The organism is Kitasatospora sp. NPDC001540 (assembly GCF_042894345.1).
Taxonomy (GTDB): Bacteria; Actinomycetota; Actinomycetes; order Streptomycetales; family Streptomycetaceae; genus Kitasatospora; species Kitasatospora phosalacinea_C.
This window is the reverse complement of record NZ_JBIAVO010000035.1, coordinates 41192-64924: the sequence shown is the minus strand read 5'-3', so window position 1 is coordinate 64924 and position 23733 is coordinate 41192. Positions and strand designations below refer to the sequence as shown.

The following is a 23733-nucleotide window of genomic DNA, read 5'->3' as shown; positions in this document are numbered from 1 at the left end:
CGACCGGGCCACGGGCCGACCGAGTCGGCTGGCAGTCCAGTTCAACCTCCACCATCCAAGCATTGGAAGCAATGGTTGTCAAATGTCATTTTGGGTCACTATAGTTTCCCGCATGGCAGATGACACGTGGCTCAACGCCGACGGAGAGGTCGAGAAAGGCGCGCAGCTGGCCGCCCAGATTCGCGACGAGATCTGGCGCCACACCCGCCACCTGGCCGGGCTCCTCGGCGAGACGCCGCCGAGCACCCCCAACGCGATGCGACCCACCTCGCCCGCGGCCCGCAGGATCCACCTGCTGCACCTCCAGGTCGCCACCGCCTACGCCGAAGCCGGGCAGCGGATCGCGCAGGAAGCCGCCGAGCGGGCCGGTAGGGCAGGTGCGGGCTTCCCGGAGCTGGGCGAGGCCGCCGGCATCAGCCGCCAGGCGGCCCGCAAGCGCTGGCCCACGGCCGCCGGAACCATCTGGCGCACCCACTTCCTCGGCGGCCGCCCCGGTGCCCGGAAGGTGAGCACCGCCTCCGCCCGCAGCCGCGAACAAGCCGTCAGCCGCGCCCAGTACGCGGTCCAGCGCAGCTTGAGCCACACCGACGGTGACGTCGCCGCCGTCGTCACCGACTCCACCGGCGCTGTCGTCCTCGCCTACGTCGCCGACCACGAGCTCTACGACGCTGCGGAAGTCGTCCTCCCCGAGCACCTCGCTGCCATGCCCAAAGACGCCGACTCCCCAGAGCGAAACACCTGGATGGACAACTGGCAGGCCTTCGTGGACAAGGAGCTGCGCCGCCGCGGCGGCACCCCTTGACCAAGCACCGCCCGATCGGGCGGCAGTCGGCCCCCGGGTCACTGCGACCGGGGGCCGCTGCACGCTCCGCCCCGTTGGGCGGCCCTCTGCTGGTCATTCACGGAGCCGCTGCAGGAGCAGACACAGCCTGGGAGGTGCAGCCGCGTGCCCTGGCCGGGGCGCTCGACGGTCGACGAGTGGGCACAACTGGCACCAAATCTGCCGAAGACCGGGCGCCGCGGCGGGCGTTGGGCCGATCACCGGATGGTGATCAACGGGATCCTTTTCCGGGTGCGCACCGGTGTCCCGTGGCGGGACCTGCCGGACCGGTTCGGGAGCTGGAAAACCGTCTATGAGCGCCACCGCCGATGGTCGGCGGACGGCACCTGGGAGAGGATCCTCCAAGCCGTCCAGGCCGAGGCCGACTCCCAGGGGCGCATCGACTGGAGCATGGTGAGCGTGGACTCCACCTCGTGCCGGGCTCACCAGCATGCCGCCGGTGCACCGCGCCGAACACCCCGGATCCCAAAGCGGAGGTCCACGCCCCGGCAGCACCGCACCGACGAAGGACTCGGCCGGTCGCGTGGCGGTCTGACCTCCAAGATCCACCTCGCCGGGGAAGGAGGCCGCCGTCCACTGGCCATGCTGATCACGCCGGGCCAGTGGGGCGACAGCCCGCAGTTGATCCCAATTCTGGAACGCATCAGGGTCAAGCGCCAAGGTGGCGGCCGCCCGCGAGCACGCCCGCCAGGTTCGGGAAGTCCAGGAGCGCCTCGATCGGCTGCGCGGTTCCGGGCGAAGGAGGACGCGGTCCGGCTCAAGACCATCCTTCCCGAGGCCGGGCTGCGCCGTGCCGTCGCCGACGGCCAGCAGCAGGCCCACCCGCCGGATCCCGGCTCCGCGGATCGGCCGCACCGCGTTGACGCCGTCGGTGCACCCGATGGTCTGCCTGGCAGGCGGATCCCCCAGCGTCCTCAGCTGCCGGACGTTGCATCAGCTCTGCGGCTGTACGGGGGCTGCCGCAGGTGCTGTCCTGGCTGGTGGGCTGCGCTGCTCGGCCGCGGGCGGGAAGGTCGGGGCCGGGTCCACGTACTCGAAGCCGGTGCAGTGGCCCACCCGCATGGCCAGGGAGCGTTCGGCGGCCTGGGGGTGCTGGGCGGTCCAGGCGCACACCGAGGGCGGCAGTCCGTACGGCGCCTCCTGCAGCGTGGAGTGGCACACGGTCCAGCCCTCGTCGTAGCTTCCGTCCTCCTGCTGGCCCAGCAGTTCACGGCGCCGCTCGGCGCTCAGGGTGGTGGTCGGCCGGCCGATGCACGTCCAGCACTTCGACTCCATCACCCGGACCCGGCCCGTCTCGGCGTCCAGCACCAGCGGCGCCCGGGTGTGCTCGGCGGCCTCGGGCTCCGGTCCACGGGCAGCGGCGCTGCCAGGCCGCGGGGTGCCCGGTGAGGAGTTGCCCGGATCGGCGCAGAAGTCCGCGAAACTCACGAGCCCGTCATCCGCAGCCACCTCGTGCACCGCTCCCCCAACCTGTCGGGCCATCAGGACTCTGCGCCGGCTGCCGGTGTGGTGCCCGCGGACGGCACCAACTCTGCCACGGTCCGCGCAGCAGCGCGGCCGAGTTCGCTGACCCGGCCGCGATGCAGCAGAAGCCGACGCGGATCAGCCGGCAAAGGGGCCGCGGACGGGCGGGCCAGCAGTGTGTCGGGGGTGGGTACTACGGTCCGCTGCCATGAACGCTGACGATCTTGGGTGCTGGTACCGTCCCGACTCCGGGGTCATCCCGCCGGAGCTGGTCGACCGGCTCCTGGAACGCGGGCATGCCGCGGTGGTGGCGCAGCAGGCCGGGCGCGGGGAGTGGTTCTGTGCCAGGGCGTGGGCCTGGGTGCTGGCGGGGGACGGCAGGCTGGAGGAGGCGTTGGGGGTGCTGGCGCCGTACGCCGCGACGACGTGGTGGACGGCCGTCGTGGAGGTCGCCGGGCTGCTGGAGGACGGCGGCCGCATCGAGGAGGCGATCGAGACCGTCCGGGCCCGGATGGCCCTGGGCCACCCGCACGCGCTGGAGCACTACGCCCGGCTGCTAACCCGGCACGGCCGTGCGTCGGAGGCGTTCGACCTGCTGCTGCCGCACGCCGACGAGCACGGGCGCATCGACGCCCTGGTCGAGGCCGCCCTCGCGGCCGGCCGTGCGGAGGAGGCCGCCGAGCTGCTCGCCGCCCGGATCGCCGAGCACCGGTGCACCGATTTCCCCTGGTGCTGCCGCGGCTTCGACACCGACACCGCCCGCGGACTGCTCGCCGTCATCCGCGAACGGCAGGGCCGCGTCGACGACGCCATCGTCCTGCTCCGGCAGCAACGCACCGTCCAGGTCAACGGTCGCGACCGGCTGGCGGACCTGCTGGCCCGGCACGGGCGGATCGACAAGCTGCGCGCCTACGCGGCCGACGAGCACTTCGGGTCCGCCACGCAGTGCCTGGCCGAGGTGCTGGAGGCGCGCGGCGACGTGGACGGCGCGGCGGCGCTCTACCGGCACCCGGGCAATCCGGAGCACTGGCGGGAGAACCACGCCGTGCTGCTGGCGCGGCTGCTGGCCCGCCACGGGCGCGCCGGTGAGGCGGTCGAGGAGCTGCGGGCGTACACGGAGGTACTCGGCAATGGGGAGGACTGGGTCGTCGCGGAGCTGTGCACCCTGTACGTCGAGCAGGGCCGGGCCCTCGACGGCCTGGCCTACCTGGATGCCATGAGGGAGCGCCACCGCGGCCAGGAGGAGGGGTGGGAGTTCTTCGAGTCGAGGCTCGCCCTCATGGCCGCCTGCGGCCGGGTCGACGAAGCGGCCGACCTCGCCCGGGCCCACCCCGAAGGCAGCGCCGGGTACGCGATCTGCTCCGTCGCCGACTTGCTCGCTGCATCCGGCCGCCCCGAACAGGCCCTCGCACTCCTCGGACCACCCCCCGCCCACCGGCAGGCACGCGCCGAGTACCTCATCGAGCTCGACCGTGTCGAGGAAGCCGTGGCCGCCCTCCAGCACACCGCTCCCCCGCCCCCACCGACCCCGACGCCAGACATGCGGGCCGACACGCCCCCGTTCTGACCTCAACCGGTCAGCGGGCACGGGTGACGGTGAGCTGCTCGTTCGGGCAGCCTTCGGCGAGCCGGTGCAGCGCGTCCGCCTCGATCTGGTCCACCGTCAGGCCCCAACGGGTCTTCACCACCGTCCAATCCATCAGGTAGGTGCAGTGGTACGCCTCGGCCGGCGGCAGCCACTCCGCGACGTCCTTGTCGGCCTTCGACCTGTTCGACTTCGCGGACACCGCGATCAGCGCCCGAGGCTCGTCCAGATCGTTGGCGTAGGCCTGCCGCTCGGCAGCAGACCAGGCGGAGGCGCCGACTGGCGGGGAGCGTCATTCCAACCGTGCCGTATTCCCCGGCGGCTGCTTGCGCCAGCCGGTGTCGGAGGCGAGCGCTACCGTACATCGGCATGAGCATTGTTGATCTTGCCCTGCGGGCGGGACATGCTCGAACGGTGAGCAGGAGGTCGGAGTCGTTGTGAGTTGGCGGGGCGGACAGGGCATCCCGGCGATCTACGAAGCAGGCGGGTTGGAGTTCCACGCCGGCACGTCTGAGGACGTGCGGGTGGTCGTGAGTGCGATGGATCCCGCCGTCAAGGACGGCCTGGACTACGCCGCGGTGCCGTGGGAGAGGTTCCACCACGCCTTCGGCCCCGGTAGCGACCTGCCCGAAAGACTGGAGCGGATCCGCTGTGCCGATGCCCGCGGGGCCGACGACCAGGTGGACGTCCTGTGGGACATGATCTGCCACCAGGGAACCCCCAACGCGGCCGGGGCCCTCGCCGTCCCCTTCCTGATCCGCATCGCCCTCACCCACCCCGTGCCACTGCCCCGCGCACTCCACCTGGTCGGGACCCTCGCCCGCCGTTCCCACCTCGGCGACGGCACCCGCACCGGACTGCTGCGCACAAGCGCCCCCGCCGACAGCCTCGCCTTCGAACCCAGCGGCTACGTGAGCACCTGGTCCATCCAGGCTGCACGACAAGCCCTCACCGAAGGCGCGGACCTGCTGCTCCCCTTGCTCTCCCACACCGTCTCAGCGGTCCGGACAGGTGCCGCCTACGCACTCTCGGCCGCGACGCCTCCAGCGCGCGACCGCATCACGGCCGCCCTGCACGCGCACCTCGATGCCGAGGACGACCCGGTGACGCGCGCGAGCCTGGTCCTGGCCATCGGCGAACTGGCCTGGGAGCAGCGTGACGCCGACGCTGTCGCCCGCGCCCGCGCATGGTGGCAGGACCCCGCCCGTCCGGCGGAAGTCAGGATCAGCGCAGCCCTCGCCTGGCTCTGCCTTGTCGACGACCCCATTCCCGCCGACCTCGACGCCCTCCTCGACACCGAAGCCACCGACCACCTCGCCGACCTCCTCTCCCCCGTTCCCTGGCTCCGCCACCTCGCCGAGAAGCAGGGCCTGCACACCGCCCTCACCCAGATGCGCAATCCAGACGACTACGCCTGGATCGCCGACCTGTACTGATCCCCTGTCCCAGCCCTCGCGCCAGAAACCGACATGGGCCGCCGACGGACCGGACGGCAGCAGAGCGCACGCCAGGACAGCGCTGGGCAGCCGAAGCCGGGACGAGGCCCTGGCAATCACGACAGCCTCCGCTCCCCCAACGGCAAGTTGGAGATGCCTGCGATCGTGGCCACCGCTCCCTGTCCGCCCTGTGCGACCGGGCCCGGATATCGCCCTTGTAGAGGTGCGAACCGACCCGGCTGGCCTCAGCGCCGCGCCTACACCTTCAAACTCCCGCCCATCCGAGCCTTGCCTTGAGGGTGCCGCATGGAACGCCACCTACGCGCAGGTGTCCAGCATCTCCACCAGCGCCTGCTTCTCCGGCTCGGTAACGCTCAGCCCGTAGACGTACTTCACATCCGTCCACGCCCGCGAGTACTCGCACCAGTACGCGGCCGCCGGCGGCTTCCACGCATCCGGGCTCTTGTCGGCCTTCGAGCGGTTGCTCGCCGCCGAGACCGCCACCAGCTGCGAGTGCTCCAGGTCGTTGGCGAACGCCTTGCGCTTGGCCGTGTCCCACCCGTCCGCGCCCGAACGCCAGGCCGCCGCGAGCGGCACCATGTGGTCGATATCGACCTGCGACGCCGCGGTGAGCACCTTGTCGTCGTAGACGCTCACCCACGTCCCGGTGACCGCCCGGCACTGCCCGTCCTGCACCACGTCGACGCCGTCGCGGGCCAGGACCACCTCGCGGGTGTCGCACGTACCCCACTGGATCGCCCAGTGCGGGAACTTCGTCCGCGAGTACCCGTCCATGGAGTGCGGCGCCTCGACCACCAACTCGTCGAGCTCCACACGGACCTGCTCCACCGACGGGGGCTTCGGCAGCTGCCGGAGCGGAGAGAAAACCGCGGGCGTCGAGGCGGCGGGCGGCACAGCCGCAGCCGGGGCTGCCGAGGCCGGGACAGCCGGGATCAGGGCGAGGGCGAGGGCGGCAAGGGCGGTGGCGCCGCGGCGCCACCGGGTAGAAATGATCATGCCGTACAGCTACCGGTTCGCATGCGGCAGGTGTCGGTCCGTCACCCGATGGTCGGCGGGCCGTTCCCGGCGTTGACCGGCGACAGTGCGCTCGTGCCACTGCCCTGGCTCCGGCTGGTTGTACGGGCTTGGAGGTAGGCGGTCCAGTCGGTGGCCGCGCGCTGGCGCCACTTGACGACGGTGGTGATGTGCAGGCCGAGCAGCGGGGCGAGGACCGCCGGCGGCACGTCCTGGGCGAGTTGGACCAGCGCGGTGGCGCGCCCTGGCCGGATGGGGATGCCGCACTCGACCAGGCGGCGCATCAGGGCCGTGCTGGTCAGGTGCCTGCCGGGTTCCGTACCGGGGAACAGCCACCGGCCAGGGCGGTTGGCGGCCCAGCCGACGGGCGGCGGCCGGTGGGTGAGTTCGAGCAGCAGGCTGGCCAGCGACGCGGGCAGCCTCACGGGGATTTGGTCCAAGACCAGCGCCGCCTGGTCGCCGGTGCCGCTGACCGCGGAGACGGGCAGCGCGGCGATGCGGGTGGCTTCCAGGCCGAACAGCAGCAGGATCGCCCCGGCGGCCCGGGCCTCCAGAGGCAGCTCGGTGTCGGTCAGGCACTGGTGCAGGACCTCCCAGTGCGCCTCCTCGTCCATGGCCTCGGGCTCGGGGCTGCGGCGCACTGGGACGGTGAGGTCGGCGCAGTGGCCGCGGCGGGCGGCCCACTGCAGGAAGTCGCGGATGTCGTAGCGGGTGCTGCGGCCGCCGGCCAGCCAGCGGTCGACATCGTGCTGGGTGGCCTGGGCCAGGGTGCGCCCGTCGGCGTGGAGGGCGGTGAGGAAGTGCGCCGCGGTGTTGATCCTGGTCTGGGCCCAGCGCACCCGGTTCGCGACGGCGTGGGTGCGGTGACTGCGGCGCCGGCCCGCGGCAGGAGTGACCAGCGCACCCAGGCCCGCACCGGCTACCAGGTCACCGGCACCACGGCCCCGGTCAACCGCGCCGCCTCCCGCGGCCCCAGACGCCCGGCCTCCCCGCCGATCGCGGCGCAGTAGACGACGAGCAGCTGCGCCGCCGCGCCCCGCTGTAGTTCGACCGCGGCAGCGTCCCACACCTCCCGGGCCGCCGCCGACCCGCGGCTTCGGAATTCCGCCCACAGCCGGTAGGTGAGCGCGGTGACCTTGTCCGGGGTGTCCGCCAGGGCGGCGAGCTTCTTCACGGCCTGCTCCTCACCCAGGTCGTGGATGCGCAGCCCGGCCGTGGGCCCGAGCAGCGCCAGCATCCCCTCCCACAGCAGGCCCCGCTCCTCGAGTTCGGCGACCAGCCCGAGGCACACCACCGGCGCCGGGGCCCGTAAGACGGCTTCGACCGCGTGCTCCACCAAGAGCTCGGCGACCGCGACCGCGCTCAGGTCACGGCGGGACTCGGGATCGGGTGCGCTGCTCACCCGGCGACGGTACCCCGCACCCCTGACCGGCCCCGGCCCCGGCGGGGCGCGCGGGCGCAGCCCGGCGGCGCGCTCTACACCGCCTCGGCGCCGGGGATGACGAGCTTGTCGAGGGCCTCCTGGGCCTTGCCCGCGGTGGCCTTCCCGGCGCGGCGCAGCCCGGCCTTGGCGTAGTGCTCGACCATACCGATCGTCTTCCAGTCCCCGTCGGTGATGACCTGGATCTCCGCGGCGCTGTGGCCGGCCGCGCCGAGGTCGGCGGGCACCCCGGCGCGCAACCCGTGGCTGGTGGCCTCGGGGGCAAGGAAGCGTTACCGTGACCAGCAGCGTGGCGGCCGCCCTCGCCCCGAAGTGCGCCGCCTCCCCCGAGACGTGCGGCACTCCCAGCGGATGGCGGACCAAGGGCCGCTGCCCGGCCTGCCGGGCCGCCCACAACCAGGAGACCCGGGACCGGCGGCGGGCCAAGAAGGCCCCGCCCGCGACCGAGGTCGCCAAGCTCGCCTTCCTCGTCGAGAACGGGGCCGACCTGACGGCCGCCGCCCGCCACCTGGGCATGAACCCGCGCACCGCGCGCGTGGCCGCCCAGACGAACGCGCGCGTGGCCGCCGCTGTGGCCAATGCCAGCGCCCCGTTCACCGCAGCCCGCCAGCAGACCTACCTGCTCAGCCTCTTCCACGGCGGCGACACCCGCGCCTCGCTGGAGGAACGGCCCGACGGCGCCGTTCTGGCCGTCTGGCGCTCCGGCCCCCTGTTCGCGGACGCCGAGCGGAGCCTGCGCGCGTGGCTGGCTTCCCAGCCCGCCCGTCTGCTCGGCGACACCGCCTTGGTGAGGACACCGGTTTGCCAGTGAGGCTGGTCCCCCATCGGCCGCGATGTCGGGTGCGGCCCCGCTGTGATTGACGCAGCTGGGGGTACCGGCGAACTGCCGGTGCCTCCGGATGCGTTGGTCACAGCGAGTCGAAGGTGTCCAGCTCCCCCGCAACGCCCGGTCCGGTGCACGGGCAGTACAGGTCAGGGCACGAGCAGCCTCCGCACTGCGGGCACGCTTCGTCGCCGCAGGAAGCGCAGTCGGCTGCCGGTACCGGCGGGGGCAGGTCTGTCCAGTTGGTCATGTGGGCTCCGCGGGCGGGGGCGGGTCGGCGGGCTTGCTGGTGCGGGAGGTACTGGTGCTCGGCTCCCACACCATGTCCAGTGCGTCCAGGTCGGCGATCTGCTGCTCGGTCAGCTTTCCGTCGCGCCGGCGTCGGCGCTGCCGGTAGAGCCATGTGTACAGGCCGAAGCCGTCTTCGACGTGCTTGTCGCGCGGGCGCAGGTGGCCGGTGCGGGCGTGGAAGGCGCGGGCGATGTCCAGGGCGCGTTGCCAGTCGGCGGCTTCCGGCTCCCACTCCATCCCCAGCGCGTCCAGGTCGGCGATCTGCTGGTCGGTGAGCTTCCCCTCGCGGCGGCGCTTGCGGGTGCGGTTGATGAACGACTCGAGCTGGTAGCCGTCTTCGATGTGCCGGGTGGGCGGGCGCAGGTGGCCGGTGCGGGCGTGGTAGGCCCGGGCGGCGCGCAGGGCTCGCTGCCAGTCGGCGGCCTCCGGCTCCCAGACCATGCCCAGGGCGTCCAGGTCGGCGACCTGCTCGGGGCTCAGCTTCCCCTCGCGGCGGCGCTTGCGGGTCTTGATGAGGAAGTCCGACAGCGGCACGTCGTCTTCGACGTGCCGGATCGGCGGGCGCAGGTGGCCGGTGCGGGCGTGGAAGGCGCGGGCGGCGGCCAGGGCCCGCTGCCAGGGGTCCACGGCAGCTGGCGTCCAGTCGATGCCGAAGCTCTCCAGCTCGCGGGTGAGCGCGGCGTCCAGGGTTCCGTTGCGGTGGGCGGTGCGCTGCCGCTCCAGCCACAGGCCGAGGTTGAGGCCGTGGGCGACGCCCAGATCGTCGAGGGTGCCGTGTTCGGCGTAGTGGGCGCGGACGGCGTCGAGGTGGTTGTAGCGGCCGCCTTCCCAGTTGAAGCCGGCGGCGGTGAGCTGTTCCACGCGGTCGGCGGGCAGCTTGCCCCGCTTGCCCTTGAACCGCGTCTGGTTGACCCAGGCCCCCAGCCGGATCCCGTCGTCGGTGATGTGGCGTAGCGGGACGTTGGGGTCGCCGCCGTGGGCGTCGCGGTAGGCGGTGAAGGCGTCGATCATGCGCTGCCAGCTGCTCGTGTTGGGTGACCAGTCGAATCCGAGCGCGTCCAGTGCGGCCACCCGGTGTTCGCTCAGGAAGCCCCTGCGACGGTAGGTGCGCTGGTGGGAGAGCCAGTTGCCGATGTCCACCTCGGCGCCGTCGACGGTGACGGTCGTGGCGTTCGGGACGTCCAGGTGGCCGTGCTCCTTGTGCCAGGCGGTGCAGAGCTGCAGCATCTCCCGCCAGCGGGCCTCGGCCGGATCCCACACGATGCCCAGTTCCTCCAGCTGGGCGGCGCGCTCGGGCAGCAGCCAGCCCTTGCCGTGGAAGGTGCGCTGCTGGACCAGCCAGTTGCCGAGCTTGAAGCCGTCCGGGCTGCTGTGGCGCAGCGGGATGTCGAGGTGGCCGTGTTCGGCGCGGAAGGCCCGGGCGCGAGCCAGGTGCTCCCACCACGGGGAGGTGCTCTGGCGCACCGTCAGCAGGGTGAGTTGGTCGATGACCTGCTGCGAGGCGCCCTCGGGCAGGACGACGGCGATCTTCGCGGGCAGTTGCGGGTTGTCGGTGTGGCTGTGGGAGCGCTGGCGGTCCAGGGCGATGCCGAGGGGCTCGTCGTGGGCGCGCAGCGCGCGGATGACCTGCCACAGGGTGCGGTAGTCGCCGGCTTCCAGGTCGCCGATCTCGCCGTCCTGCTCGGGCACGACGATCGGCACGATGATGGTGGAGGGGCCGGGGGTGTCGGGGTGGCGGCGCAGTGCGCGGCCGACGGCCTGCACGATGTCGGCCGCGGACTTCTTGGGGTGTGCGAAGACGATGCCGTCGACGGCCGGGACGTCGACTCCCTCGGCCAGGCAGCGGGCGCTGCTGACCGCGGCCCACTGCCCGTCGTCGCCGATGGCGGCCAGGCGGTGCAGAATGTCGCGGCGCACCGCGTGCGGCATCTCGCCGTGGACGTGCCGGGCGTACAGGCCGCTGGTGTCGGCGCCCAGCCGCTTGGCAGTGGCGGCCAGGGTACGCGAGAACTCGGCGGCCGCGTCCACCCTGTGATGGAACGTCAGGGCCCGCCGGACGCCGAACTGCTCGCGGGCCTTGACCAGGGCGGCTTGGGCGACAACGGTCTGCAGCGACGGGGCGCCGATCCGGTCGACGTACTCGGTGGCGGCATCGGCCAGCAGGGCCCGGGCCTCACGGTCGGCGATACCGATCACCGCGACGCGGTAGTCCTCCAGGTACCCCTCGGCGATGCCCCGGGAGAACGGGTAGGCGTGCAGCACCTTCCCGAACACGGACGCATCGCCCATGGTCAGCAGCGGTGCACCTTCGGTGCGGGCGCCGCTTTCGATGCGGGGGGTGGCGGTCAGGAACAGCGAGCGCACCGCGGGCAGCCGGGTACGGTCCAGACAGCGGGCGATGGCCATGTCGGCGCGGCCGGCCAGGTGGTGGGCCTCGTCCAGGACCAGCAGGTCCAGCGCCCGGGTGCCGCGGACGGCTTCGGCCAGCCGGTCGGCCGACTGGTAGGTGCCCACCACCAGGCGCCGCCCCCGCACGGGAGCGCGCAGCCAGGCGACCACCTGCGCCGGGTCGGTGGTGGCCGCGCACGGCAGGTCCTCCAGGTGCGCGGCCGCATCGGCGACCGTCTCGTCCGAGCACACCGCCAACGCCTCCACCGGCCCCACCGCGGAGTTCGCCCGCCAGGAGGCCAGAGTCTGGGCGACCAGCGCCAGCGACGGCACCAGCACCGCCACCGTCCCCTCCGCGCCGAGGATCTCCTCGGCGGCGCGCTGCGCCACCAGCGTCTTGCCCGAGCCGCAGCAGGCGTGCCACTGCCCGCTGCCCCCGTCGGCGAGGCCCGCGACGATCGCCGCGACGGCTTCTTGCTGGTAGGGCCGCAGACCGGTGCGGCGCGGGCCGGGCAACGCAGCTCCCGCGGGCGCGCCCGCGGGAGCGTCGGTGGCGAGGGAGAGGGAAGTCATGGCTGTGCTCCAGCGAAAGGGGGGAAGGCGGCACCGCCCTTCCCGGACAGGGCCGGGCCGGGGCGGGGAGGGTCAGCTCTCGTCGTCGGGGAGGTCGGGAAGGGAGTCGAGGGCGCCCTGGCGGATCGCCTCCAGCACCGCCAGCGCCTGCACGCGCCGCCAGGAGCGCGCCGCGGCGGCCAGCGGCGCGGTGTCCCATCCCTCCAGGTCCCCGTACTCCAGGCCGGCTTCCTCCAGGTCCCAGGCGAGGAGCTCACCGGGGTTGTGCAGCCAGGTGGAGTCGACGACCGTGCCGGAGACGACGTGCGCGATGGCCTGCCACTGCTCGCGGCGCAGCGGCGGGACCTCGGCGAGCTCCAGGTCGAGCAGCTGCTCCAGCAGGTTGCCGGGCAAGAAGCTCGGCCGCGCCCGCTCCTTGGCCCGCGCCAGCGCCTTGTCCACCGTGCCGAGGGCGACGCCGAGCAGGTCGGCCGCCCGCTTGCGCGGGTTGTCCTTCGGCAGGTCCGCACCGGCGCGCCGCTCCACGGCCACCAGCTCGGCCACTAGGTGCGCCTTCTCGTCGGCCAACTGCTCGCTCTTCTTGCGCTGCAGGTCCTGCCGCAGGCCGATCTCCTGGTAGGCCTCCAGCAGCTCGGCGACGGACTTCGAGGCGGGGGCCGGGGTGCTGCTCACGTTCGGTGCTCCTTCAAGGGCGGGGGCGGGTGCGGCCGTTGGCGAAGGGCCGGGGCCCGGGCGGCGTCCGCCCGGGCCCCGGCGCCGGTCAGTCCTCGTCCTGGTCCTCCTGCAGCTCGCGGCGCAGCTCCTTCAGGTAGCCGCCCAGGCCGTGGACCACCGCGCTGTTGCCCGCGCCCTCGGCCACCTCCTGCTCCAGCCGCTTGACGATCGCCTCGAGTTCCTCGTCGGTGCTCTGCGCGGTGACCCCGGCGTCCTCCGCGCTCCACAGGTCGCCGATCGTGTCGACGGAGTACACCTGCAGCACTCCTCCGTCCCACTCCGACACCTCCGCGCAGCGCTTCTCGATCTCGTCGTGGGCGGCCTGCGCGTCCTCGGTCAGGATGCGCCCGACGTGGTTGGAGCCGTCCCACTCGACCTCCGAGCCGTCCAGCACCCGCTGCGCCAGCGGCGCGAGTTCGGCCAGCAGGTCGTTGGCGCCCTTGGGGGTGAGGATCTGGCCGAGCGGGAAGCGCACGTCGATGCGGTGGTAGACCCGCGAGGGCATCCCGTTGCCGATGATCCCGTCGTAGTCGGCCAGCAGCGTGCCGGAGTCCAGCTCGAGCTCCACGAAGGCGGACTGCGGCTGGGACTCGCGGTCGTACCAGCGGAACAGGGCGTCGTCGTCGCCGGTGACCTCTCGGATTGTCACACGGGTGCCGTCGGACATGGGTAACCTCCCAGGTAGGCCGCACGCCGGAGGTCAGAGCCCGGCGGGCGGAGTGGTGTCGGCTGAACCCGACACCACAAGACTAACCCCCGGGGGGCAGTTGAGCTACCCCCCGGGGGTTAGTCGTATTTTCTGGGCCCCGTACACTTCCGCTAAACCGCGGCGAACGCCAGCTCGCGCAGCATCACCGCATAGCGGGGGCTGTCGGCGAACGGCTGCCGGTAGCCGACCTGGCGGTATCCCCAGGACTCGTAGAGGTCCTTCACCCGCGGGTGGCCGGGGTCGACCAGCAGCACCACCAAAGCCTCGGGGCGGTCGGCGAGCAGGGCGTCGTGCAGCAGGCGGGAGACGCCGCGCTTGCGCCAGGCCGGGCGCACCATCAGCTCGGACAGGGCGTAGGTACTGCTGTCGGCGGGGGCCTGTTCGAGGTGCTCGCGCCACCACTCCCGATACATCGTGGCCGGGGCCCCGTAGGCGAATCCCACTGCTTCTCCGGTGTCGGCGTCGCGGCCCACGACGCAGGTGAAGCCGGGCAGGGAGCTCCAGTGGTCGACGAACCAGGCGAACTTCTGCACGAACTCGTCGTCCATCTGGTCGGCGTAGGCGTCGGCGTGGACCTGCAGCAGCAACTCCCGGAAGCTCTCGGGCAGCTGTCCGTGCTGGTAGTGCGTCAGCTCGATGCCGTCGGTGCCGGTGCCGGTGGTCATGGCCTGCTCCATTCTGCGCGGTAGCGGTCCGCCCACTCTCGCGCAGCCGCCCCGCCGGGGGAAAGGGCCAGCAGGCTGCGGTGGAAGTCGCCCAGCAGGCTGCGCAGCCGCCCGGGCAGCGCGTCGCCGCGCATCAGGTCGAGCATGGCGCCTGCGGTCGCCGCGGCGAGCTCGGGCTCGTCCTGGTGGAGCTGGGTGAGCGCCAGCCGGATCATGGCGTGGGCCCGGTTGCGCCGGAACTGGGCGGGCACCAGCGCCAGGGCCTGGTGTGAGGAGCGCTCCGCCTCGGCGGGTGAGCCGATCCGGTCTAGCACGATGGAGGAGAGCGCGTGCAGCTCCCCCCAGTCGTAGAACGCCATCCACGACGGCCGCGCCCGCGCCTCTGCCTGCGCCAGCGCCTCACCGGCCAACCCGAGGGCCCGCAGGGCCGCCTGCCGCTCCCCGCTGTACGCGTAGCCCACCGCGGTACGGGCGTGGGCGAGGCTGCGGAAGGCCGCGTCGCTGCGCGCCGCCCCCGTCGAACGCGCCGCCTTCGCCGCCGCCACCGCCTCCAGATGCGCGCCGCGGTGCCGCGCCAGCAGCGCCATGCCGTTCCACGCCCGGAACACCCCGGCTGGATCCTGCGCCAGCCCGGACAGGCGCATCGCCACGTCCAGGTGCGCCTGCGCCCGCGGCAGCTGGTGCGCGTCGATCGCCGACCACCCCGCCAGCCCGTAGTAGTCCGCCGCCACCCCCAGCACCCGCGCCCGCACCCGCTCCGACGCCGACGCCCCCTCCAGCGCCGCCAGCGCCCGCTGCGCACCGGCCACGGCGTTGCGCTCCAGGCTGTCGTGACCGCCGTGGTGGTCGTCCAGCGCGGTCAGGTCCTCCAGTTCCTGCCGCAGTCGCAGCACATCGGCGGTGCCGAGGCTGGTGCGAGCCGGACGCGGGAGAGCGGAGGTGGCCAGCGCGGCGGGGCCGGAGGCCAGCAGGGTACGGCGGTGCACGGAAGAGGGCTCCACGGGGGCGGGCGGTCGCGGCTGCGTCCGCGGGACGAACCCGAGCATCTCAGCCGGGCACCCGAACACCGCCTCCAGCGCGATCCGCTGCTTCTCGTGCGGCCAGCGCGTCGCACCCGAGGTCCACGCCTTGACCCGCCGCTCGCTGCACGTCCCGTACCGTCCGGTCAGCTCTCGGATCGCGGCGTTCACTCGGCGCGCGACCTCGGCATATGTCAGCCCGAGGTCGTCGATTTTCTGACGGAGCGTCTGATTGCCCTCCATGCGGGCACCGTAGCGCCGAAGCCCCCCGGCCGGGATCCCGTCGGTAAAAACGTCCCCCTCCCGGGGAGCAACTCCTCCGAAAACGTGCCTCCCCCAAGGCCCCGCCTGGCCGTTGACTGGAAGAACCGCCCCCGCGGCGCGCCATCTCCGTCCCCCGGGGAGCAGCGTGCGCGCCGCGGCGGCCGGCACCCGGCGGTGTCGCCTCTCCACAATCGGGCGGTACCGCCCCGCCCCGAGGGGCGCGCGATGACCACCCCCGAAACGGCCCTGGCGCAGCGGCAGACGTCCGGGCCGCCGCGCCCCGCTCCCGTCTCCCAGCCTCAGCTGTGGGCCCTGCCCTACGAGCCCGCCTCCGTGGGCACCGCCCGGCGCCTGGTGCGCGACCACCTGACCCGGTGGGGCTTGGCCGACCTCGTCGACACCGCGGTGCTGGTCGTCAGCGAACTCGTCACCAACGCCGTCAAGACCGGCTGTCGCCGGCGCTTGGAGCTGGAGGTCGAGCTGGTCGCCGGCGTCGCCGTCCGCGTCGTGGTGCGCGACGGCTGCCGCACGATGCCCGTCCTCGTCGACGATGGCGCCGACAGCAGCGCGGAGGGCGGCCGCGGCCTGGCGTTGGTCGACCACCTCTCCGACCACCGCTGGGGCGTGGTTCCCGAGAGCGCCGGGAAGAGGGTCTGGGCGATCGTCGGGGCCCCGGCTGGTCAGCAGTCGCCTGCCTGGAGAGAAGGCGCAGAGGCGTGCACTCCACCGACCGCTGTCGCCCGGCCCTGCTCCCATGCTGGGGCGGATACCGAGCTCGTGGCAGCCTCTGCAGACCCGAGCGGCCGGGGGTCCGCCGGAGGGCTGTCCTCAGAGGCGGCGCAGGACGGCGACGACCTTGCCGAGGATGGTCGCGCTCTCGCCGGGGATCGGCTCGTAGGCGGGGTTGTGCGGGAGTAGCCAGATCTTGCCGTCCTCGCGCTTGAAGCGCTTGACGGTGGCTTCGCCGTCGATCATCGCGGCGACGATGTCGCCGTTCTCGGCGACGGGCTGCCTTCGGACGGCCACCCAGTCTCCGTCGCAGATCGCGGCCCCTTCCATGCTGTTGCCCCGCACGGTGAGGGCGAACAGCTCGCCTTCGCCGACGAGTTGCCGCGGTAGCAGGAGGACGTCCTCGAGGTCCTGCTCGGCAAGGATCGGGCCGCCGGCCGCTATCCGGCCCACCAGGGGGACGTGGGAGAGCGGGAGTCCAGCGGCACCTGGCGCCGCGGCGTCGCCCAGCGCGGCCAGGCGGTGGTGGGAGACGGTGTAGGCGCGGGGGCGGTGCGGGTCGCGGCGCACCAGGCCCTTGCGTTCCAGGGCGAGCAGCTGGTGCGCGACGGAGGAGGTGGAGGAGAGGCCGACGGCCTGGCCGATCTCGCGCATGGACGGCGGATAGCCGCGGCGCTGCACGGAGTCGTTGATGACATCGACAATGCGGCGCTGGCGCTGCGTCAGCCCGGCTTCGTCGGTGCGGACGCCGGGCGGGCGCCCGGGAGCCTTCTCGGTGTGGGGCATGCCGTGGCTCCCTTGCCTGGTGCGGGTCTTGGGGGCGGACTCTACGCCTGCGAATCGAACATGTCGACGATTCCTTCATCTCGAACCCCGCCCCCACCTGGGGCAATACGGATTGACGATCAATTCGAACACGTGTTTGATCTAGGGGTAGGGGTGCTGGGGAGCGCCGTGGTCGACCGAGGGGGCTGACGAAGAGCGGAGGTGACGAGCGTGTCGGCCGTGCACCTCCACGTCGCCTCCGCGTTCAGCGCCCGATTCGGCGTCAGCCGCCCTGCGGAGCTGGCTCGTCGGGCCGCGGAGCGCGGGATCGCCGTATTGGCCCTGACCGACCGGGATACCACCGCGGGCACCGTCCGGCACGTGCGCGCCTGCCGCCAGGCGGGGGTGCGCCCGATCCTCGGCGTCGACCTGGCCGTAGAGAGCGCCGCGCCCACCCCCTCCCCCGCCGCCGGGGCGGGCACCGCGGCCGCAGGCAGCCGGGCACCGGTGCGCGGCGGCGCCCACGTCCTCGAACACCCCCACCGCATCACCCTGCTGGCCACCTCCCGTGCTGGTTGGGCGGCGCTGTGCCGCCTGGTCTCCGCCGCCCACCTGGCCGACGGGCCGCCGATCGTCTCCTGGGCGCGCTTGCGCGAACACGCCTCCGGCGACGGGCTGCTGGCCCTGCTGGGACCCGCCAGCGAAGTGGGCCGTGCGCTGCGCCGCGGGCGGTCGGATGCCGCCGAGCGGCTGCTGGCCCCGTGGATCGGGGTGTTCGGCACGCGCGTGCGACTGGAGGCGGTGGCGCACTGCACGGGCGGCCAAGGGCCGGGGTCGCTGCGGGTGGCGGCGCGCACCGTGCTGCTCGGCGACCGGGTGGGGGTGCCGGTGGTGCTGTCGGGCGCGGTCCGCTACGCCGATCCGGGGCAGCACGTGCTGGCGGACGTGCTGGATGCGGCGCGGCTGCTGCGGCCGGTGGACGCCCGGGTGGTGGACTCGGGGCGGCGGTGGCTGCTGGACGCCGCCTCGATGCGCGAAGCGGCAGTGCGGATCGCGGCGGCGGCCGGGCTGGGTGAGGGCCGGGCGGTGCGGCTGCTGGCCGAGACGTGGGCCGCGGGTGAGGAGTGTGCGCTGCAGCCGCACCGGGACCTGCAGCTGGGGCGGGCGCACCTGCCGGAGCCGCACACTGTCGGCGCCGGGCCCGGGCCGGGTGCGGCGGAGTCGGAGCTGCGGGCGCGGTGCGAGGCGGAGCTGGTGCGCCGCGGCCGCCACCGGGAGCGGCGGGTGCTGGAGCGGCTGGAGAGCGAGCTCGCGGTGATCTCGGCGACCAGCTACCCGGTGTATTTCCTGGTGGTCGATCAGGTGGTGCGCGACGTGCGGGAGATGGGGGTGCGGGTGGCGGCGCGCGGGTCGGCGGCCGGGTCGCTGGTGTGCCACCTGCTTGGCGCCGCGGCCGCGGACCCGCTGCAGCACGGGCTGCTGTTCGAACGGTTCCTGACCGCGCGGCGCCTGGACATGCCGGACGTGGACCTGGACATCGAGGCGCACCGCCGCATGGACGTCTACCACCGGGTGATCGAACGCTTCGGCGCGGAGCGCACAGCGATCACGGGGATGCCGCAGCGCTACCGGGCCCGGCAGGCGCTGCGGGCTGCCGGGCTGGCGCTGGGCCTGGAGCCGGATGTCGTGGACGAGGTCGCCAAGGCGTTCCCGCACGTGCGGGCCTCGGACATCCGCTCCGCGCTCGGGGAGTTGCCGGAGCTGCGGTTCCTGGCCCGCCAGGCGGAGCGCTACGGGCGGCTGTGGGAGCTCGCCGAGGGGCTGGACGGCGCGGTGGCTGGCTACGCGCAGCACCCGTGCGGGCTGATCGTCACCGATGCGACGCTGCTTGAGCGGCTGCCGGTCCAGCCCACGTCGATGGGCGGGATCCCGATGGTGATGGCGGACAAGGACGACGTGGAGCTCGGCCGCACCGCGGGCGAGGCGGTCGGGGACGGCTTCGGCTGCATCAAGCTGGACCTGATCGGGATGCGCGCCCTGTCGGCGCTTGCCTACTCGGTGCGCGAGGTCGCCCGCACCACCGGCCGGAGCCTGGCCCTGGACGACCCGGCCTCCGTGCCACTGGAGGACCCGCTCGCCCTGGCGATGGTGCGCGCCTCGGACACCATCGGCGTCCCCGGCCTGGAATCCCCCGGGCAGCAGGAACTCCTCTCCCGGCTGGTGCCCACCACCGCGGGGGACGTGGTGACGTCGATCGCGCTGTTCCGCCCGGGGCCGGTCGCCTCCGGCATGCCCGCCGCCCTCGTGCGCGCCCGCCGCGGCGCCGCCCCCGCCTACCCGCACCCCGACCTCGAACCCGCACTCCGGGCGACCCTGGGCATCACGGTGTTCCATGAGCAGCTGATCGAAACGATCGCGACCATGACCGGCTGCGACCTCGTCCTGGCCGAAGAGGCCCGCCGCGCCCTCGCCGACCCGGGCCGCCGCGAGCGCCTCGCGGCCTGGTTCGACCGGGAAGCCGGACAGCGTGGCTACGACCAGGCGGTGCGGGCCGCGGTGTGGTCGACCGTCAGCTCCTTCGCCAGTTACGGGTTCTGCAAGGCGCACGCTGCCGCGCTGGCCGTCCCCGCCCTGCAGGCGGCCTGGCTTCGCGCGCACTTCCCCGCCGCCCACGTCGCCGGGGTGCTAGAGCACGAGCCCGGCATGTGGCCGGCCCGAGTCATCGTCGCCGACGCCCGCCGCCACCAGGTCCCGATCCTGCCCGTCGACGTCAACCACTCCACCGGCCACTACGAGCTGGAACGCCACCAGGGCACCTGGGGCGTGCGGATGGCGCTGTCCGCGGTGCACGGCATCACCGCCGCCGAGATCCAGCGGATCGTCGCCTCCCGCCCCTACACCTCGCTGCCGGACCTGTGGGAACGTGCCCGGCCATCTAGGTCCGTCATCGACCGGCTGATCGCCGTCGGCGCCCTCGACCAGATCGCCGCTCCCCTGCAGCGCCGCGACCTGCTGCTGCAGGCCGCCGACCTCCACCGCGACCAGCACACCCGCGGCGCCACCGACGGCCAGCTCCCCCTGCCCGTCACCGGCCCGAACGACGGCGCGGCCGCGGCCGCGGGAGGCGCGGGGCTGCCGGAGATGACCGACCTGGAGAAGGTCAGCGCCGAGCTGCTGCACCTCGGCGTCGACGTCAGCAGCCACCTGATGGAGCACCACCTGGTGCTGCTGCGCGAACTCGGGACCGTCAGCGCCCGCCGTCTGGCCGCCGTGGAGGCTGGCACCACCGTGCTGGTCGCCGGAATCCGCTCCTCCACCATGGCCCCGCCCACCCCCTCCGGCCGCCGCGTCCTGTTCCTCACTCTGGACGGCACCGACGGCATGGTCGACATCGCCGTGTTCGAAGACACCCAGGAGAGCGCGGCCCGCACGATCTTCACCTCCGGGCTGCTGCTGGTGCGCGGCACCGTCACCCGGCGCGGCAGCCGCCGCGCCTCCGTCACCGCCACCGCCTGCTGGAACCTCGCCGAACTCGCCGAACTGCGCCGCGACGGCGGCCTGGCCGCCGTCGCCGCCCGCCTCGCTGAACAACTCCCCCACCCCGCCGCCCCGCCCGGCCCCGGCGCCAACGAGGGACCGGAGCACCGGCCTGGGCCGCACCCGCCGGGATCGACGCTGCCGCGCCGCACCGCTCCGGGGGTGCCCGGGTGAGCGCCCGCACGGGCACCGCGCCGACGGTGCTCTACGTCCGCTTCCACCCGCCCGGCGGCGAGCCGGAGCCTGCCGACTACGAGGTGCTGCTCGACCTCCTCGAAGCGATCACGCCCGTCGTGCAGGCTCTGCCCCCGGACGCCGCACTGCTCGACATCTCCGGCGCCCTCCCCTACTTCCACACCGACCCGGCAGGCCTCGCCGCGATGATCCGCGCCCGCGCCCTGGCCACCCACTCCACCGACACCACGTCGGCGGCCGCCCCCAACCCACTGCTTGCCCAGCTCGCCGCCCGCACCCAACCCGCAGGTGATCTGCGGGTGCTGACCGGGCAGCAGGTGGCCGCCTTCCTCGCCCCGCTGCCGCCGACCGCCTTGCCCGGCATCGGCCCGGCCGCCGCCCACACCCTCGCCCAGCTCGGCCTCACCACCCTCGGCCTCATCGCCGCCGCCCCCCTGCCCACCCTCCAGCGGGCCCTCGGAACCGGCCCCGGCACCCGCCTCCACCAGCACGCCCGCGGCATCGACCCCACCTCCGTCGTCCCCGCCCGCCCCGAACCCGCTATCACTGCCGAGCACCACTTCCCCGCCGACGAGCTCGATCCCGATCGCCAGCGTGCCGCCCTCCTGCACCTCGCCCACCAACTCGGAACAGCCTTGCGCGCCCGCGGCCAGGTGGCCGGGACGCTGACGCTCACCGTCCGCTACGCCGACCGCACCACCACCACCCGCACCCGCCGCCCGGCACAGCCCACCGACCACACCCCCGACCTCACCGGTACCGCCTACCGCCTCCATCACTCCCTCGGCCTCCAACGCGCCCGCGTCCGCACTCTCCTACTGCGCGCCGGCGAGCTCGCGCCCGCGGACACCGCCCACCGGCAACTCACCCTCGATCCCGCCCCCGACCTCGCCCGCCGTCACGAAGCCGCCGCCGATCGCGCCCGTCACCGGTTCGGCCACCGCGCTGTCACCCCCGCTTCTCTCCTGCCACCACCCCCGCACGGCCGCTGGGAAAACTCACCTGCCCGAGAGCGGGCAGCACCCAGTTCCTGGGAACCTGACCATCAGCTTCAGTGATCTGGTGGGACCGGCCCGCATGGGGGCGCCAGCTGGTCGTCCCGGGTCATGCCGAACGCCACGAGAACCGGGGGCGACCGCGATACCGGCCTGCCCATCGTCCTGCCCCTGGCCGGTCGGCTCCTGAACGCATGCGCTTGCCCGCCGGGCTCCCCAGCTGTGCAGCGCGTCGGTATCTCCGCAGTCAGCGCCGTTCAACCCACTCGGGGGTTGGAGTCCTGTAGAGAGCAAGGCAAGAGCTGATGGCTGGTTCCCTAAGAATGTGAGGCGGTCCGGGAGGACCGGGTGTGGCTGATGGCTGGTTGCCGTTGATGGCTCCGAAGGAATGGCCGCCCGGTCCTTCGGGACGCTCCGACCACTGATTGAGAACTGCGGTCATCGCTGGTTAGGGACCTGTCGGCGGAGTGTTCTTCGGACCACGAGGAGCTGGTCACGAGGGATACGGAGCGACGGGCTTGAGCGCGTCTCACGAGCGGATATGGGTCGGTATCGACGCCGGCAAGGGGCACCACTGGGCGGTCGCGGTCGATGCCGACGGCGAGACGGTGTTCTCGACGAAGGTGATCAACGACGAGGCTCAGATCCTCCAACTCATCGACACCGCCAGGGAGAAGGCCGACGAGATCCGGTGGGCGGTGGACATCTCCGGCCGCGCATCGACCCTGCTGCTGGCCCTGCTGATCACCCACGGCCAACTCGCCGTCTACGTGCCCGGGCGCACCGTCAACCGCATGTCCGGCGCCTACCAGGGCGAGGGCAAGACCGACGCCAAGGACGCGCGCGTCATCGCCGACCAGGCACGCATGCGCCCGAAGGGCTTCGCCCGGCTGGACACCCCGCCCGAGTTGGTCACCACGCTCCAGGTGCTGACCAACTACCGGGCCGACATGATCGCCGACCGAGTGCGGCTGATCAACCGGATGCGCGACCTGCTGGTCGGCATCTGCCCGGCCCTGGAAAGGGCCTTCGACTACTCCTCGGCCAAGGGCCCGGTCGTGATGCTGACCGAGTACCAGACCCCGGCCGCCCTGCGGCGGATCGGTGTCAAGCGGCTCACCACCTGGCTGGAGCGCCGCAAGGTCCGCAACCCGGGCGAGGTCGCCGCGAAGGCGGTAGAAGCCGCGCAGTCGCAGATGATCGAACTGCCCGGCGAGAAGCGGGCTGCCAAGCTGGTCTGCGACCTGGCCCACCAGCTCCTGGCCCTGGACGAGCGGATCAAGGACAACGACCGTGAGATCCGGGAGACCTTCCGCGCCGACGAACGTGCCGAGGTCATCGAGTCCATGCCCGGCATGGGCCCCATCCTCGGCGCCGAGTTCGTCGCCATCGTGGGCGACCTGTCCGGCTATCTGGACGCCGGCCGCCTGGCCTCCCACGCCGGCCTGGCCCCAGTCGCCCGGGACTCCGGCCGCCGCACCGGCAACCACCACCGGCCCAAGCGCTACAACCGGCGCTTGCGGCACATCTTCTACCTGGCCGCACAGACCGCCATGATGCGGCCCGGCCCCTCCCGGGACTACTACCTCAAGAAACGCGGCGAAGGGCTGCTGCACACCCAAGCCCTGCTCGCGCTCGCGCGCCGCCGGGTCGACGTGCTGTGGGCGATGCTGCGTGACAAGAGGCTCTTCACCCCCACCTCGCCGGTCACGCAGACGGCTTGACACGATCATTGAGATTCCTGCCGGGTCAACATGGGCACGGCAGGCCATTCGGGCCGAGCGGACGGCTGCCCGGTGTTGTCCGCGGACAACACCGGGCAGCCGGCGCTTCAAGCGCGCCATCTCAGTCCCTCGCCCTCACCCGTGTCGCTGCCATCTGCTTGGCAGGTCGGTCACTTAAAGCGCTGTCGGGTGCCCCCAACTATCACCGGGGGCACCCGACAGCGCCGTGATGCGTGTTGTCCGCGGACAACACGGTAGGGGTCAGACGGAGGCGTAGAGCGCTTCGAGGAGCGCGGTGAAGCCTTCGTCGTCGAGGCCCGCCCGAAGGGTCGCGGCTTGTTCGGCGGCGGTCGCGCCCAGTGCCAGCACCAGGGCGCTGGCCTGGTTCTCCGGTTGGCCGTCAGAAGTGTCTTCTCGGGTGGGGGGTGTGTTGTGCGCGGACCACCCCCCCCCCCCCCCCCCGGGGTCGTGTTGCGGGGCAGGGGGGGGGGGGGGGGGGTGGACATCCGCGGGGTGGTGCGGGGTGTTGTGGGGGGGCCA

The 23733-nt window shown here is 73.1% G+C and carries 19 protein-coding genes and 2 pseudogenes; 9 read left to right on the top strand and 12 right to left on the bottom strand.

Features of this window, described 5'->3' with window-relative positions:
• The first annotated feature begins 112 nt into the window (after positions 1-112).
• Both ACFY00_RS30830 and ACFY00_RS30825 read left to right on the top strand, forming a co-directional pair.
• A complete protein-coding gene (locus tag ACFY00_RS30830) occupies positions 113-802 on the top strand; it encodes a hypothetical protein (RefSeq protein WP_388035482.1) in 690 nt (229 codons plus the stop codon).
• Positions 803-946: 144 nt separating this feature from the next.
• A pseudogene (locus ACFY00_RS30825) lies at positions 947-1529 on the top strand (IS5 family transposase); the annotation flags it as partial.
• A gap of 245 nt (positions 1530-1774) precedes the next feature.
• Here ACFY00_RS30825 and ACFY00_RS30820 read toward each other — a convergent pair.
• Positions 1775-2269 carry a hypothetical protein gene (locus ACFY00_RS30820; RefSeq protein WP_388035480.1) on the bottom strand — a complete coding sequence of 165 codons (495 nt, stop codon included), beginning with the start codon at positions 2267-2269 and terminating at the stop codon, positions 1775-1777.
• Between the two features lie 244 nt (positions 2270-2513).
• On the opposite strand from ACFY00_RS30820, the gene ACFY00_RS30815 reads away from it, so the two are divergent.
• Positions 2514-3872 (top strand): tetratricopeptide repeat protein, encoded by a 1359-nt coding sequence (locus ACFY00_RS30815; protein ID WP_388035479.1) that lies wholly within the window; start codon positions 2514-2516, stop codon positions 3870-3872.
• A gap of 10 nt (positions 3873-3882) precedes the next feature.
• On the opposite strand, the pseudogene ACFY00_RS30810 reads toward ACFY00_RS30815, so the two are convergent.
• Positions 3883-4152: pseudogene (locus ACFY00_RS30810) on the bottom strand (hypothetical protein); the annotation flags it as partial.
• Between the two features lie 268 nt (positions 4153-4420).
• Here ACFY00_RS30810 and ACFY00_RS30805 point away from each other — a divergent pair.
• Complete coding sequence (locus ACFY00_RS30805; RefSeq protein WP_388035476.1) at positions 4421-5326, top strand: hypothetical protein; 906 nt, start codon at positions 4421-4423, stop codon at positions 5324-5326.
• 318 nt (positions 5327-5644) lie between these two features.
• Here ACFY00_RS30805 and ACFY00_RS30800 read toward each other — a convergent pair whose 3' ends face one another.
• The 4 genes from ACFY00_RS30800 to ACFY00_RS30785 all read right to left on the bottom strand — a co-directional run bounded on the left by ACFY00_RS30800 (position 5645) and on the right by ACFY00_RS30785 (position 8029).
• On the bottom strand, positions 5645-6343 hold the full coding sequence (locus ACFY00_RS30800) for an HNH endonuclease family protein (protein ID WP_388035474.1): 699 nt from the start codon (positions 6341-6343) through the stop codon (positions 5645-5647).
• Between the two features lie 41 nt (positions 6344-6384).
• Positions 6385-7200: a hypothetical protein gene (locus ACFY00_RS30795; protein WP_388035471.1), complete on the bottom strand. Its 816-nt coding sequence runs from the start codon at positions 7198-7200 to the stop codon at positions 6385-6387.
• Positions 7201-7280: 80 nt separating this feature from the next.
• Entirely contained in the window at positions 7281-7763 is a 483-nt protein-coding gene (locus ACFY00_RS30790; RefSeq protein ID WP_388035469.1) for a hypothetical protein, read from the bottom strand.
• A 74-nt stretch (positions 7764-7837) separates the two neighbouring features.
• Positions 7838-8029, bottom strand: coding sequence for a hypothetical protein (locus ACFY00_RS30785; protein ID WP_388035467.1), 192 nt, complete (start codon positions 8027-8029; stop codon positions 7838-7840).
• A 50-nt stretch (positions 8030-8079) separates the two neighbouring features.
• Here ACFY00_RS30785 and ACFY00_RS30780 point away from each other — a divergent pair, with 50 nt between their 5' ends.
• Complete coding sequence (locus ACFY00_RS30780) at positions 8080-8613, top strand: hypothetical protein (protein ID WP_388035465.1); 534 nt, start codon at positions 8080-8082, stop codon at positions 8611-8613.
• A 258-nt stretch (positions 8614-8871) separates the two neighbouring features.
• Here the strand turns inward: ACFY00_RS30780 and ACFY00_RS30775 are convergent, their stop codons facing one another.
• The 5 genes from ACFY00_RS30775 to ACFY00_RS30755 all read right to left on the bottom strand — a co-directional run bounded on the left by ACFY00_RS30775 (position 8872) and on the right by ACFY00_RS30755 (position 15227).
• Positions 8872-11877 carry a Helicase associated domain protein gene (locus ACFY00_RS30775; RefSeq protein ID WP_388035462.1) on the bottom strand — a complete coding sequence of 1002 codons (3006 nt, stop codon included), beginning with the start codon at positions 11875-11877 and terminating at the stop codon, positions 8872-8874.
• A gap of 72 nt (positions 11878-11949) precedes the next feature.
• On the bottom strand, positions 11950-12549 hold the full coding sequence (locus ACFY00_RS30770) for a hypothetical protein (RefSeq protein ID WP_388035459.1): 600 nt from the start codon (positions 12547-12549) through the stop codon (positions 11950-11952).
• Between the two features lie 88 nt (positions 12550-12637).
• A complete protein-coding gene (locus ACFY00_RS30765) occupies positions 12638-13240 on the bottom strand; it encodes a hypothetical protein (protein ID WP_388035456.1) in 603 nt (200 codons plus the stop codon).
• A gap of 170 nt (positions 13241-13410) precedes the next feature.
• Positions 13411-13965, bottom strand: a complete 555-nt coding sequence (locus ACFY00_RS30760; RefSeq protein ID WP_388035454.1) for a GNAT family N-acetyltransferase — start codon at positions 13963-13965, stop codon at positions 13411-13413.
• Positions 13962-15227 carry an XRE family transcriptional regulator gene (locus ACFY00_RS30755; protein WP_388035452.1) on the bottom strand — a complete coding sequence of 422 codons (1266 nt, stop codon included), beginning with the start codon at positions 15225-15227 and terminating at the stop codon, positions 13962-13964. Before ACFY00_RS30755 ends, ACFY00_RS30760 begins: the two co-directional genes overlap by 4 nt.
• Before the next feature lie 246 nt (positions 15228-15473).
• Here ACFY00_RS30755 and ACFY00_RS30750 point away from each other — a divergent pair, with 246 nt between their 5' ends.
• Positions 15474-16166, top strand: a complete 693-nt coding sequence (locus ACFY00_RS30750) for an ATP-binding protein (RefSeq protein WP_388035449.1) — start codon at positions 15474-15476, stop codon at positions 16164-16166.
• On the opposite strand, the gene lexA is transcribed toward ACFY00_RS30750, so the two are convergent.
• Positions 16077-16763: a transcriptional repressor LexA gene (lexA, locus tag ACFY00_RS30745; RefSeq protein ID WP_388035446.1), complete on the bottom strand. Its 687-nt coding sequence runs from the start codon at positions 16761-16763 to the stop codon at positions 16077-16079. The genes ACFY00_RS30750 and lexA overlap by 90 nt on opposite strands.
• A gap of 201 nt (positions 16764-16964) precedes the next feature.
• Here lexA and ACFY00_RS30740 point away from each other — a divergent pair, with 201 nt between their 5' ends.
• The 3 genes from ACFY00_RS30740 (at position 16965) to ACFY00_RS30730 (ending at position 23193) form a co-directional block, all read left to right on the top strand.
• Positions 16965-20453, top strand: coding sequence for a PHP domain-containing protein (locus ACFY00_RS30740; RefSeq protein WP_388035444.1), 3489 nt, complete (start codon positions 16965-16967; stop codon positions 20451-20453).
• Positions 20450-21532 (top strand): hypothetical protein, encoded by a 1083-nt coding sequence (locus ACFY00_RS30735; protein WP_388035442.1) that lies wholly within the window; start codon positions 20450-20452, stop codon positions 21530-21532. Before ACFY00_RS30740 ends, ACFY00_RS30735 begins: the two co-directional genes overlap by 4 nt.
• Positions 21533-21987: 455 nt before the next feature.
• On the top strand, positions 21988-23193 hold the full coding sequence (locus tag ACFY00_RS30730) for an IS110 family transposase (RefSeq protein ID WP_388035439.1): 1206 nt from the start codon (positions 21988-21990) through the stop codon (positions 23191-23193).
• Positions 23194-23733: the final 540 nt, after the last annotated feature.

Bases quoted from the DNA above. Each gene is read 5' to 3' on its own strand.
- ACFY00_RS30830 (WP_388035482.1), top strand. From the start codon at position 113: ATGGCAGATGACACGTGGCTCAACGCCGACGGAGAGGTCGAGAAAGGC.
- ACFY00_RS30815 (WP_388035479.1), top strand. From the start codon at position 2,514: ATGAACGCTGACGATCTTGGGTGCTGGTACCGTCCCGACTCCGGGGTC.
- ACFY00_RS30800 (WP_388035474.1), bottom strand. From the start codon at position 6,343: ATGATCATTTCTACCCGGTGGCGCCGCGGCGCCACCGCCCTTGCCGCC.
- ACFY00_RS30775 (WP_388035462.1), bottom strand. From the start codon at position 11,877: ATGACTTCCCTCTCCCTCGCCACCGACGCTCCCGCGGGCGCGCCCGCG.
- ACFY00_RS30760 (WP_388035454.1), bottom strand. From the start codon at position 13,965: ATGACCACCGGCACCGGCACCGACGGCATCGAGCTGACGCACTACCAG.
- ACFY00_RS30755 (WP_388035452.1), bottom strand. From the start codon at position 15,227: ATGGAGGGCAATCAGACGCTCCGTCAGAAAATCGACGACCTCGGGCTG.
- ACFY00_RS30750 (WP_388035449.1), top strand. From the start codon at position 15,474: ATGACCACCCCCGAAACGGCCCTGGCGCAGCGGCAGACGTCCGGGCCG.
- lexA (WP_388035446.1), bottom strand. From the start codon at position 16,763: ATGCCCCACACCGAGAAGGCTCCCGGGCGCCCGCCCGGCGTCCGCACC.